This window comes from Desulfurobacterium sp., from assembly GCF_027028515.1.
Classification (GTDB): Bacteria; Aquificota; Aquificia; order Desulfurobacteriales; family Desulfurobacteriaceae; genus Desulfurobacterium_A.
The window spans coordinates 25,929-37,236 of record NZ_JALVIW010000040.1; the positions used below are offsets into that span (position 1 = coordinate 25,929).

Annotated in this window: 13 protein-coding genes; 3 read left to right on the forward strand and 10 right to left on the reverse strand. The window is 38.6% G+C overall.

Annotation, left to right across the window (positions count from 1 at the left end; all coding sequences use genetic code 11):
• Nucleotides 1–1,425 carry an ATP-dependent protease ATPase subunit HslU gene (hslU, locus tag MV676_RS03620; RefSeq protein WP_022847697.1) on the reverse strand — a complete coding sequence of 475 codons (1,425 nt, stop codon included), beginning with the start codon at nt 1,423–1,425 and terminating at the stop codon, nt 1–3.
• Between the two features lie 116 nt (nt 1,426–1,541).
• Here hslU and comD point away from each other — a divergent pair, with 116 nt between their 5' ends.
• From comD to MV676_RS03635, 3 genes are read left to right on the forward strand one after another with little or no spacing between them, the layout of a single operon-like run.
• Nucleotides 1,542–2,699 (forward strand): sulfopyruvate decarboxylase subunit alpha, encoded by a 1,158-nt coding sequence (gene comD / locus MV676_RS03625; protein WP_297445363.1) that lies wholly within the window; start codon nt 1,542–1,544, stop codon nt 2,697–2,699.
• Nucleotides 2,683–3,531: a radical SAM protein gene (locus tag MV676_RS03630; protein WP_297445365.1), complete on the forward strand. Its 849-nt coding sequence runs from the start codon at nt 2,683–2,685 to the stop codon at nt 3,529–3,531. Before comD ends, MV676_RS03630 begins: the two co-directional genes overlap by 17 nt.
• Entirely contained in the window at nt 3,524–4,474 is a 951-nt protein-coding gene (locus MV676_RS03635; RefSeq protein WP_297445367.1) for a tRNA-dihydrouridine synthase family protein, read from the forward strand. Before MV676_RS03630 ends, MV676_RS03635 begins: the two co-directional genes overlap by 8 nt.
• Nucleotides 4,475–4,840: 366 nt before the next feature.
• Here MV676_RS03635 and cas6 read toward each other — a convergent pair whose 3' ends face one another.
• The 9 genes from cas6 to MV676_RS03680 all read right to left on the reverse strand — a co-directional run.
• Complete coding sequence (cas6, locus tag MV676_RS03640; protein WP_297445368.1) at nt 4,841–5,629, reverse strand: CRISPR-associated endoribonuclease Cas6; 789 nt, start codon at nt 5,627–5,629, stop codon at nt 4,841–4,843.
• Nucleotides 5,629–6,792 carry a type III-A CRISPR-associated RAMP protein Csm5 gene (csm5, locus tag MV676_RS03645; RefSeq protein ID WP_297445369.1) on the reverse strand — a complete coding sequence of 388 codons (1,164 nt, stop codon included), beginning with the start codon at nt 6,790–6,792 and terminating at the stop codon, nt 5,629–5,631. The genes cas6 and csm5 overlap by 1 nt, the downstream gene beginning before the upstream one ends.
• Nucleotides 6,782–7,771, reverse strand: a complete 990-nt coding sequence (gene csm4, locus MV676_RS03650) for a type III-A CRISPR-associated RAMP protein Csm4 (protein ID WP_297445371.1) — start codon at nt 7,769–7,771, stop codon at nt 6,782–6,784. The genes csm5 and csm4 overlap by 11 nt, the downstream gene beginning before the upstream one ends.
• Before the next feature lie 19 nt (nt 7,772–7,790).
• Complete coding sequence (csm3, locus tag MV676_RS03655) at nt 7,791–8,567, reverse strand: type III-A CRISPR-associated RAMP protein Csm3 (RefSeq protein WP_297445372.1); 777 nt, start codon at nt 8,565–8,567, stop codon at nt 7,791–7,793.
• A gap of 2 nt (nt 8,568–8,569) precedes the next feature.
• Nucleotides 8,570–8,974 carry a type III-A CRISPR-associated protein Csm2 gene (csm2, locus tag MV676_RS03660; protein ID WP_297445373.1) on the reverse strand — a complete coding sequence of 135 codons (405 nt, stop codon included), beginning with the start codon at nt 8,972–8,974 and terminating at the stop codon, nt 8,570–8,572.
• The gene (locus MV676_RS03665; protein ID WP_297445374.1) at nt 8,971–9,339 is read right to left on the reverse strand and encodes a hypothetical protein; all 369 of its coding nucleotides are present in this window, start codon (nt 9,337–9,339) and stop codon (nt 8,971–8,973) included. Before MV676_RS03665 ends, csm2 begins: the two co-directional genes overlap by 4 nt.
• A 106-nt stretch (nt 9,340–9,445) precedes the next feature.
• Nucleotides 9,446–10,279 (reverse strand): hypothetical protein, encoded by an 834-nt coding sequence (locus MV676_RS03670; protein WP_297445376.1) that lies wholly within the window; start codon nt 10,277–10,279, stop codon nt 9,446–9,448.
• The gene (locus tag MV676_RS03675; protein WP_297445377.1) at nt 10,257–10,670 is read right to left on the reverse strand and encodes a hypothetical protein; all 414 of its coding nucleotides are present in this window, start codon (nt 10,668–10,670) and stop codon (nt 10,257–10,259) included. Before MV676_RS03675 ends, MV676_RS03670 begins: the two co-directional genes overlap by 23 nt.
• A gap of 12 nt (nt 10,671–10,682) precedes the next feature.
• A partial coding sequence (locus tag MV676_RS03680) for a hypothetical protein (protein WP_297445378.1) occupies nt 10,683–11,308 on the reverse strand: 626 nt, incomplete at its 5' end.

Sequence of the window (11,308 nt, forward strand, 5' to 3'; positions counted from 1 at the left end):
TCACAGTATGTATCTTGTAAGATCTTCGTCTTCTATAATGTTGCCGAGTCTTTCTTTTACGTATTCTCTGTTTATTATGACCTTTTGTCCTTTCATTTCGGGTGCGTTGAATGATATGTCTTCAAGGAGTCTTTCAAGTACGGTGTGAAGTCTTCTTGCGCCGATGTTTTCGGCTTTTGTATTTGCCTCTTCCGCCATTTTAGCTATCTCTTCGATGCCGTCTTCTGTAAATTCTATTTCAACGCCTTCCGTTTTAAGAAGTTCAGTGTACTGTTTTGTTAGTGCGTTTTTCGGTTCCGTCAGGATTCTTATGAAATCTTCTTTTGTGAGCGGTTTTAGTTCCACCCTTATCGGGAATCTTCCCTGAAGTTCCGGTAGCAGGTCAGAAGGTTTTGCTATGTGGAAAGCGCCGGCTGCTATGAATAGTATGTGGTCTGTCTTTATCAGGCCGTATTTTGTTGGCACTTTTGAGCCTTCTACTATCGGCAGCAGATCTCTCTGGACACCTTCCCTTGAAACGTCCGGGCCTTTTCCGCTTCCCTTTGCAGCTACCTTATCTATTTCGTCTATGAAAACGATGCCGTGATTTTCAACGCGATTTATTGCCTCTTTGATTACTTCGTCCATGTCTATCAGTTTTTGTGCCTCTTCCTGTTCAAGGTATCTGAGGGCTTCTTTTACTTTCATTTTTCGCATCTTTTTAGGCTTTGGAAAGAGCGAGGAAATTATGTCCTGAATGTTTCCGGCGTCGCCTCCCATCCCGGGACCTATGCCTATTACGCCTATGTTGGCAGGTGTTTCAACGGTTACCGGTATCTCAACCTCTTCTTCATCAAGTTTTCCTTCTTTTAGAAGCTTCAGGTATCTTTCCCTTTCCTTTTTAATCTCTCTTGCTAATGGTTCTTCTTTTTTCTTTGATTGTGAAGGCAGAAAAACGTCAAATAGAGTTTCAAGGGATTGAGGTTTGGCGGGCTGTTCCGGTATCATGTGGTCAAGGAGTCTTTCGTAGGCAAGTTCTCTCGCCTTTACCTTTACCTCTTCTATCTTTTCCTCTTTTACCATGTTAACCGCTATTTCAACAAGGTCTCTTATCATTGATTCTACGTCTCTTCCAACGTAACCGACTTCTGTAAACTTTGTGGCTTCTACTTTCACGAACGGTGCATTTACAAGCTTTGCCAATCTCCTTGCTATTTCCGTTTTTCCAACGCCTGTAGGTCCTATCATAATGATATTTTTTGGCGCAACTTCTTCTCTCATATCTTCAGGAAGTTTTTGCCTTCTCCACCTGTTTCTAAGGGCAATGGCAACCGCTTTCTTTGCTTCCTGCTGTCCTACAATGTATTTATCCAGCTCTTCAACTATCTGTTTTGGTGTCAGGAATCCTTCCTCGTTTCCCTTTTTTCTGAAGATATTCTTAAACATTCTGCCTCCTTGTCTGATATGAAACCTCAATTATTTTATCACTGATAGTATGTCAGTTTCTTGCCGGTTGCAATGTTTTGCTATTATTAAACCACTTTCTACTTGTGAGGTGGTTGATGGAAGCTACGGGATTTATAACGGGTACTTTGAAAGGTTTAAAGATGGATTATGTTCTTTCTCTTCCGTGTGATAGGGTTAAGACGTTACTGGCTAAACTTGATGATGTTTACGGTAAAAAGCACATTCACCTTTCAAGGGAGGAAGAGGGTTTAGGTATAGCTGCAGGGCTTTTTGCCGGCGGCAAGCGTTATGCTCTTTTCATTCAGTCTTCCGGTGTAGGTAACATTTTCGGTGCTCTTATGACGTTGATTAAGACGTACAGAATTCCCCTTCCCATCTTTGTTTCTCACAGGGGTATTTATAAAGAGAAAATTCTCCCTCAGGTTTTGATGGGCGAGGTTACGGAGAATCTTTTTAAAGCCTGCGGTGTTCCTGTTGTAAAGGTTTATGATAAAAGCGCTCTGCCTATCATTCCGAAGGCTGTAGAAGAAGCTTTTAGAAAGAGGGAGCCGATAGCTATTCTGCTTTCTCCTGTCCTTTTTGAAGGTGAAGAATATAAAAATCCGGTATTTGAGAAAGAGAGAGAAAAAGTTGTTTCTGTTAAGGTTGAAAAAAGTATTAAAAATCCCGACATGAGAAGGTTTGAAGCTGTGGCGGAACTTTTCTCTTTCCTGAAGAAAAAGGGAGATAAAGATACGGTTCTTTTTGCAAACATCGGTTTCCCGGCAAGGGAAGTTTACCATCTTAAAAACCTTTTTGGTATCGAAAATTCCGTTTTTTACATGCTCGGAAGTCTTGGCCTTGTTTCCTCAATAGCCCTTGGATACTCTGTTGCAACAGGCAGATCCGTTATTTCCATAGACGGTGACGGTTCCCTTTTAATGAACACGGGAACGCTTGCAACGTGCAGCAGCTACGCACCGGAAAACTTTAGAATTTTCTGCGTTGATAACGGAACGTGGGGAAGCACCGGCGATCAGGAGAACTTTAACTTTTCAACGGTTGATGTTGAGGTTGTTGCAAAGGGAATGGGCTTTAAAAACACCTCTTCGGTATGGAAAAGGGACGGTTTGAAGGAAAAGCTTGAGTGGTTCTTTACATCCGATAAACCGTTCCTTCAGGTTGTTGTTAATCCCGGAAATGAAAAGGTCGGAACAATTCCCCTTTCTCCAGAAGAGATTTTAAGAGAGGTTAAGGTTGATTCTTGCTACTGAAGCTTTTAAAAACTGCACAATCTGTCCCAGAAACTGCGGCGTAGATAGGGAAAAGGAAAAGGGCTTTTGCAAAACGGGAATTAAACTGAAGGTTGCCTCTGCCTTTGCCCACTTCGGTGAGGAACCTGTTTTAACGGGTATTTACGGTTCGGGAACTATATTCTTTTCAGGCTGTAACCTTGGGTGTGTTTTCTGTCAGAATTACGACATTTCACACCTGTGCGAAGGGGAAGAGATAACGGTTGAAGAGCTTACAGAAATCATGCTCTACCTTCAGGCAAACAGGTGCCACAACATAAACCTTGTGACGCCGACCCATCAGATTCCCCTTATAGTTCCTGCGATTTTAAAGGCGAAAGAGAAAGGCCTTTCCGTCCCTATAGTTTACAACTGCGGCGGTTATGAAAAGGTTGAAACGTTAAAAGAGTTAGAGGGTATCGTTGACATCTACATGCCGGACATTAAAACTTTTAACCGGAATTTTGCAACTAAATACCTTAAAGCGCCGGACTATCCGGAAGTTGTAAAAGATGCGGTTCTGGAAATGTTTCGTCAGGTTGGAAATCTTGAAATCGGCAGTGACGGGACAGCTAAAAGGGGCGTTTTAATAAGGCACCTTGTCATGCCGGGATACACCGGTGACAGCATAGAAATTCTTAACTGGATAAAAGATACGATGGGAAAAGGTGCTTACGTAAACGTTATGGATCAGTACTTTCCCGCTTACAGGGCATCTGAATTTCCTGAAATAGCGCGGCGGATAACGGAAGAGGAATTTTTAACCGTTTACAACCACGCAAAAAAACTCGGATTGAGGCTTGCAGTTGAATAAGTTAGAGATAAAAAGAGAAGTCATCCTTGCACCTATGGCAGGATACACCCACTCTGCGTTTCGGAGGCTGTGCAGGCGGCTCGGTGCCGACAGGGTCTATTCAGAACTCATGAACGCTACCGGTATCGTTTTTAAAAGAATAGAAAAAGAACTTGCCTACTTCACCGAAGAGGAGCGGCCGATACATTTACAGCTTTACGGAAGAAACCCCGAAGAGATAGCAAAAGCTGCCGTTAAAGTGGTAAAGGAGTATAAGCCCGATGCCGTAGATATAAACTTCGGCTGTTCCGTTAAAAAGGTTTTAAAAGCAAAATCTGCAGGATACCTTCTCCAGTTTCCCGAAATTATGGGGGAGATAGTAAGGGAGACCGTTAATGCCCTTAAACCTTACGGTGTTCCTGTTACTGCCAAAATCAGGCTCGGCTTTCATGAAGACAACCTTGAAAAGATAGCCGAAGAACTGATAGAAGCAGGTGTTTCCCTCATTGCACTTCATCCGCGGCTTGCAAGGGAACTTTTCACAGGAAAGGCACGGTGGGAAAGAATAGGAGATCTTAAAAAAATTTCACCTGTTCCCGTTGTTGGCAGCGGTGATGTCTGGAGCTGGAAAGATATAGAGAGAATGTTTGAAGAGACCAGCTGTGATGGTGTCATGGCAGGCAGAGGCGCCATTTCAAATCCCTGGATATTTAAAGAATTTAAAGAAAAAAGAGACTACAAAGCAACATTTGGCGAAAGAATAGAATTTCTTTTGGAAGAACTAAAATTAATGTGGGAATTTATGGAAAAAGAAAGAGCCTGCAAAGAGATAAAAATGGAAGCAGTCCAGCTTTTCAAAGGCATCCGCGGCAAAGCAAAGTTAAACGAAAGAGTAATGCGAAGCAAAAGCTGTGAGGAGCTGATAAAAGGTTTAGAGGAGTTGCGTCAATATATAAACCGTTAAAACCCGGTAAAGTCTTCTGTGCTTTCATTTTTTACTCCTGAGGTTGGTATTTGTGGGTGTTCCTCGGGAGCTTTTTATCTAATTTCTCAAGCTTACACAAAATATCGTACACTACCGGAGAAAAGGACTAATTGTTAGAGTTATCTAAAAGCAGAAATTTTTATTTACGACTCTATGAAAGTTTAAAATAGTGCGAGTCACATCTTCTATAATATATTAATTTTTAATACTTCCTGACGGGAGACTTGAAATGCCCTGAAAAGTGAAAGGGATTGCAATAAGGACTACTCCTTACCTTTCCACATGACTGTTGGCTAATTCGAATCAACCTGAAGAGTAAAAAGAATGAGGAACATTATAAGGTTACTAATCCTCCAACCTTTTGCCGTTAGTGTCCTGAAAGGTAGAAGAGGGTAGTTCTACGTTTCCCATACCCATTGTTGTTTTTCTTCCGATTCCCGAAAAGGAGGAAAAATTAAAGAGAATATTTAGTTTACGCAAGGTTTCTTTTTTTTCTGTTCTTACATTTATGAAAACTCTACCGTAAAATCCGATTGTTTTTCCATTGGGTAAAAGGGAAAATTTTCTGGTTTTTATCCAGACTCCTCCGATTTGAAGAAGTTTTAATAGCTCTTTAGTAGATATTTCGATTTTGAAAGGGGAGAATTTATTCCACTTCTTCAAAAGATTTTTGAATATTAAAACCGGTTCGGGAAGGGGATAGTCAGAACTTCCTTTTTTGAATGTGGTGGGGGTTTTGAAGTAAAATAGGAAATCCCTGTTCTCTTCAGTATTTCCAATCAGATCCTCATAACTTTTGTGTTCGATGGAGAGTATTTCTTTTTTTCTTATTGCAGTAGAGCCCATGTATAGTTTTTTCTCTCCGAGGATGACTCCCTGAGAAAAATACGGAAATAGAAAGTCATCCAGAAGGGTTACCTTCAGTTTTAACTTTGAAACTTCATTTTCTCCATTCTCTCTAAAAAACTTTTCAAAGCAGATGGTAAAGGGTTTCGTACTTTTTTGAGAGTGAATTTTTTCTGATATATCTTCAGGGAGAATAGAGAAAAAAAGAGCATGCACTCTTTTAGGATATACTTCCTTTATCTTAATGGGCTTTTCAAGATGAAGAATTAAACCGAGTTTTACAGGCATTAAATACTCTCCACACTACAAAATCCGAGGGGAAGTTTCTCCTTCATTGTAAGTTTTCTTGTCTTGTTGGGAATTCCTGATACTCTCGGAGCGGAGAGTTTGAACACTTTTTCAAAGGTTTTCTCATTCTTCTCTTTCAATAAGGCCATTACCGTTGTGAAAAGATAACCTTCATGTTTACCGATTCTTACTACCGACCGCTTTCCTTCTTTTAGCTGGTTGATGAACCTCAATATCTGGTTAGCCCTCTTCTTATTTTTTGTTGAGGAGAGGATTTCGTTATCAGAAACTGGAACAAGGTAAGGATCAAGTTTGATGCACTCTTTCTCAGCTTCTTTCCAGATCTTGATGATTCCTTCTATCGTTGTGTCTTCGTTATTAGAATCTAAAAAGAGAGACTTGATGATATGATGACAATCAAGCACATCAGCGAGCCTCTTTGCGCTGAGAGATAAATTTATATTAAATTCAAACTGTGTTCCCGCTAAGACAACTTCCGAAGGAAACTCTTTTCGTTTCTGGGACGTTATGTAAAAAAGACCAATTTTTTTCACTTTTAGATTTTTCTCAGAAGGCTTAAGAAGATTTGTATCACTTACTCTCAGGAGCTTCATGATATCATACTGCGTGATATCATACTGTACATCTTCTTCCCTTCCTCTAAAAACTATATTCTCTATACGTTTACTGACTGTTTTAAAGTTTTTCTTTTCCTTTGCTTCTTTTAGCATGTTTAGGAGTTTTTCAAAAACTTTTTTGTCTTCTTTTAAAACGTGAAAAAGGAGAGCTCTCCTTATACTTCCCTTAATTTCACTACCCGGAATGTAGATTTTTCCACTGCTTTTTATAAATTCTTCCACCTCCTCTTCTTTTCCAATTTCTGCTCTGATTATGTACTCAGGTTCCTGCTCGAGAATAATTTTCCTGAGAGATGGATTTGTATTGCAAATTTCATTTAAACTGTAGAGTCTTTTATTTGGTAAAGTTTCTCTCTTGAAATAAGAAGCTAACGATTCTAAAAGCTTTCTCTCTTCCGCTTTGCTGATTATTTTCTCAATGCTGTACTTTTTCAGCAGTCCATTTTCAAGAATGTATTCAAATGCAGAATACTTTTCTCCATTACCTATGTGAAGAGGAGTGATCACTTTCAGTCTAACTTTCATCTCCACTCTCCTTAATGTAGATGGGAAATTCAAAACCGTAATGGTAGAGTTCTATCCCTTCAAACGGTTTTATTAAAGCTCCTGCAAATTTACTATCCTCTTTTAGCTTTATTAAACTTCCGGCTTTCAGATAGAAAATTTTCGGTTTCCAGAGGAAATTCTGGCATCCGCTCTCCACTGCTCCTTTATAGGTTTTTATATCGTAAAAGCTCTTTTCATAATCTATTCTGTCTGTAGCAACAACTGGCGAAAGAGTTATGAAGTCTTTTCCATTCCTGTTGATGAGTTTCTCAAACCTCTTTTCTCTCTCTATTTTGAAAGAAAAACTTCCGAATCCTACGCTTCTGTTTCCTCCAATTCCCCAGTCCTGCAAAAGTTTCAAGGGTGGTATTAACACATCGTCGGTAATATTTTCATCTTTGACAGCAACCAAAAAGTAAACATCAGATCTGAAAAAGAGGGATTCTTCAAAGTAAAATTCACCACCTTCCGATGTACTGTTTGTTATTCTGTTCAGTTTTGCATGGGGTAGAGCTAAAGAGGTAAATGGAAAAACTTCTCCAGGTTCCTTTCCCAATGTTAGCATAAGATCCTTATCGTTTTTTATTTCTCCTTCTGACACTTTCATCAGAACATCGAGAGGGACAAAAGAGAGCTTTTTGAATTTCTTGATGAAGTTCCTGAATTCACTCTCTCTGTTTTCTTCATTGCTGCTTAGAAATTTGAGGTCTTCCGCACCAATACGTTCAGGTTTAAGTATCGGCTTGAATACATAGAGTTTCCCATCGACTACCGGCATAGCAGAAGAGATTAAAAGTTCCCCCTCTTTTACCAGTTTGATCAGTTCTGAAACTCTTTTCTCTCCGTAGAGGTATCTTACCGCCCAGCAGAGAGCTCCAAAGATCGTGTGAGAGGAAAGTTCTGATGAGAAATAACTCAGGGGTTTTAAAGTAATCCTGAAAACTTTAAGGTTCTCCATCTTTCAGTCTCCGCTTAACTTACTGCAGATTTTTTGCCAATTCATCTGAAGCTTTTAGTAGAGCATCAGTTTCTCCTTCTGAAAGAATTACTTCTTCCTTCCTATTTTCATAGTACTCTTTGCTTCTAAAAACTACTTTAACTTTCTCAAACTTCACTCTGCCTGAGCCTCTTGAACCTCCTCCTCCGAGATAATCATCCTCAAGAAGGCTGAAACCTTCGTATAGCAAACGGAGAAGCTCGCTATCCTTTTCTGAGAAAATTCTAATAACTATCTTTCCTTCAAATTCTGCTCCCGCTGGTACCCTCTCAAAGTTTCGGGGATTGGCTTTTGAGGTTATCCTGTTGATTGAGTTTTCAAACTTGAGCTCTGTTTCCACTTTTTCGACCGGATAAGCGTCAAAGACACGAATTCTTACAGGTTCGTTGAAGTCTTTATCCGCTGGAGCTCCAAAAAGCTTCTTTATCAGTGGATTGCCAAAAGCAGGTTCTCCAAAAGATTTTGAACTGCTGTCAAAATCCACATCGTTGTATTTGAGTTCCAAGAGGCTTCTCATTTTACCTTTCAAAGAAGAACCGGGAATGTAAGGTTGTTCAGGAAGTACGTTTATCTTTCCACCGAAAGCGGATTTGATGGTAAGGTATTCATTTGAGTTGTCAGAAAGTCTTGCAAGCTTTATTACGGGATTATCCACCCCGCCTATTTCGAAAGAGTCCTTCGAACCTCCTATGTGAAGTCCTGTTAAAGTCTTGAGCCTGTAATGGATGATAACATTTCCTCTAAACTTAAACTCCATAACTACCCCCTGTCACCGTGAAGTTTAGAATAAGCCACTATAGCTGTTATCAGTTTGACCACCATTTTGGCATCTTCCCTATCTCTTTCAGCCTTCTCAAGTAATAAGGTAAAAAGATTAAAGAATTTCCTTGGCATCAATTTCCTACCGGTTGAGTAGGCAAGTTTCGGATAAAGTTCCAGAATTTTTGATCTATAGTCTTCTCCTCTATTTAGTGCATTTTCTATTTCCTTGATCTTGTCAAAAACTTTTCTCAACTGAGTGGATTTGAGATTACTCCTCAATTCCTTAGCTATTTCATCCGCCAGTCCGTTGGGTTTCAGTATTTCTTCATCGGTTAAAATCTGCGTTAGCTTCTTTCCCTTTTCTGCTTTTATTCTTCCTGTTAACTCTTCTATGGCACTCATTTTCTCCCCCTCGTAGCTGTTAAGATATAGTTACAAAGAAACTTTATCTTCCACTTTTCTGCATTGTTGACAAATTCTGTAGCTTCCTCTCTTACTTTTTCATCTTTGATGTTCCTGGCAATGGTGTAGTGCATTAAAGGGTAAAACATCATATTTTTTTTCTCTCCTGCCAGCATCTCTACATAGAGATTGTAAAGCCTGAAAAAAAATCCTCTTGGTATTCTTTCCTCTTCTATATAGGGTACCCACTTCTCTTTACACTTGTTAATCAGGCAATCAGCTGTTTCCCAGCTTAGAACTTCTCCGAATGCTCCTATGGCATTTTTCCCTTTTTCTTTGGCTCTCTTTTCTTCTTTTTTACACATTTCTGCTGCCATTCTGACCGTAAATTTGGGTTTAACGGTAACGAATCCTGCAGAAAGGGAAAGTCCTTTCCTTTTTCCATTTTCATCTTTTTGATAGAAGATGATTTCATTTTTTTTGTTCTCTTTTTTTTAGGAGTTGTGCAATTTCCCTATCTCCATTAAGGGATTTTGCAAAGTTTTCAAACTCTTTGTTAACTTTCACTGCAAACTCTAAAAGCTTGTCCCACGGACCTATTGCAAAAAGGTCATCCCCTCCAGCATAAAGAATGTATATAATTGTATCATCAAGTAGATCAATTTTCTCACTTTCAGGTTTAAAATTGCTCCTTGCAATCTTTGGAACTTCTTCTGAAAAAAATTCGTCTATCTTTTTACTTATCTTTTCTTGAAGTTCCACACTGCGAATTTTTCCAAACAGTAATCCTAAATTGTCAACATCCATAACTAAGTATCCTAACTTATTGTCTCCTTTTGAGTAAAGAGATATTACCTCAAAAGGGGCTACCATTCCTTTTCTCAAATCTGCTATGTCTTCCGATAGTTGATATCTATTTATATCTTCATGTGTCAGATTTCTTTTCAGCAGAGGGACGGTGATCAGAGGTGTTTTATCACTCTCTTTGTTTTTGGACAAAGATAGTGTAAAGCAGGTGTTTCCTATCTTACCTATTTCGAATGTTTCGTTTTCTTCTTCGCCGTCTGTTTTACCGGATGTCTCTATTTTTTTCTCGGTGGTTTTGGGAAGAACTGTTCCAAGTCTTTTTAATGTCCTGCAAAATTCGCAGACGTTCCTATCCTTCTCAAAAAAGGTTCTGCAGACAGCACACCTTTTGTTCTTCCCATTCTTTTCAGGTTTTTCAAGGAAAAGAACGCCCTCTTTATCCTTTGAAAACGCTGAAGCATCGGTAAGGGCTTTTCTAAACTTCCTTTTTTTCCTCATCAACACGTTCATAAAGTTTATTTAAGTTGATCTCTTCATTCTTTTCTTTTAGATACCCAAACGTTATTCCAATTTCTCCATACAGTTTTTTCAGTAGAAACTCTTCTACATTTTTTCTTACATCTTCTAATCTTTCTTTAAACTCTTCTTCTTTTCCTTCTTGTTTGGGAGTAATTTCCATAATGAATCCACCACCGCCGTTAAGTATTGTTTTACACTCCCATTCTTTGTCCATTATGTCTTTAACATATTCAATAATGACATCCGATAATATAGAAATGTAAAAACTTCTTGCTCTTAAAATCTTTGCAACGCCTTCTTCTCCTTCATAGACATTGTATATAAAATTCTGAATGCCGTTTATATCTCCTTTAACAAGATAGCTTTCCATCACCACCTCTCTTTACACAAACGTATGTAGAAATTTTTCAGTTTCTTTTATGTAATCTTTTATTCGCTGAGATAGCTTACCTGCTTTTTTCAGTTTGTCTTTATTTACAAATCCATGTGCCATATTGTTCCTTATTTTATCCACTTCAAGGAGAATTTTCTTGAACTTATGTTCTCCTAATTTAGAAAGTTTTTTTTCATCAAGTTCGCTTCTTGAAACAAGGATATTTCCATATCTTTCTATCTCTTTAGCATTTAGTAACAATCGTTTATAAGCATTTCTTATAGAATATATACTCCCCTTTTTATTTCGAAGAGCCGAAGGTTTAACTATCATCTCTATAATGCATAATAGAGCTTCGGATAAGTTGGTTATAGCATTTAGTTGATAATTTCTTTTATTGTATATACCTGCTAATAACAACCGTTCTTCAGCTTCGCAAGAAGATGTATTTATCCTTTCAATTTCTTCTAAAAAATCAATGGCTTTTTTTATCCCAACTATCGAAAACTTGAGTGATGGGTGCTTACTTAAATTCACTAACTTTCTTTTAAAATCAGATACTTCCTTTTTAATTTCGGGTATATTGTTCTCAAAAAAGAAGTTGGAGAATTTTGCAAGTTCTCTACTTACTTTTC

Bases quoted from the DNA above. Each gene is read 5' to 3' on its own strand.
- hslU (WP_022847697.1), bottom strand. From the start codon at position 1,425: ATGTTTAAGAATATCTTCAGAAAAAAGGGAAACGAGGAAGGATTCCTG.
- comD (WP_297445363.1), top strand. From the start codon at position 1,542: ATGGAAGCTACGGGATTTATAACGGGTACTTTGAAAGGTTTAAAGATG.
- cas6 (WP_297445368.1), bottom strand. From the start codon at position 5,629: ATGCCTGTAAAACTCGGTTTAATTCTTCATCTTGAAAAGCCCATTAAG.
- csm5 (WP_297445369.1), bottom strand. From the start codon at position 6,792: ATGAAAGTTAGACTGAAAGTGATCACTCCTCTTCACATAGGTAATGGA.
- csm4 (WP_297445371.1), bottom strand. From the start codon at position 7,771: ATGGAGAACCTTAAAGTTTTCAGGATTACTTTAAAACCCCTGAGTTAT.
- csm3 (WP_297445372.1), bottom strand. From the start codon at position 8,567: ATGGAGTTTAAGTTTAGAGGAAATGTTATCATCCATTACAGGCTCAAG.
- csm2 (WP_297445373.1), bottom strand. From the start codon at position 8,974: ATGAGTGCCATAGAAGAGTTAACAGGAAGAATAAAAGCAGAAAAGGGA.
- MV676_RS03665 (WP_297445374.1), bottom strand. From the start codon at position 9,339: ATGTGTAAAAAAGAAGAAAAGAGAGCCAAAGAAAAAGGGAAAAATGCC.
- MV676_RS03670 (WP_297445376.1), bottom strand. From the start codon at position 10,279: ATGAGGAAAAAAAGGAAGTTTAGAAAAGCCCTTACCGATGCTTCAGCG.
- MV676_RS03675 (WP_297445377.1), bottom strand. From the start codon at position 10,670: ATGGAAAGCTATCTTGTTAAAGGAGATATAAACGGCATTCAGAATTTT.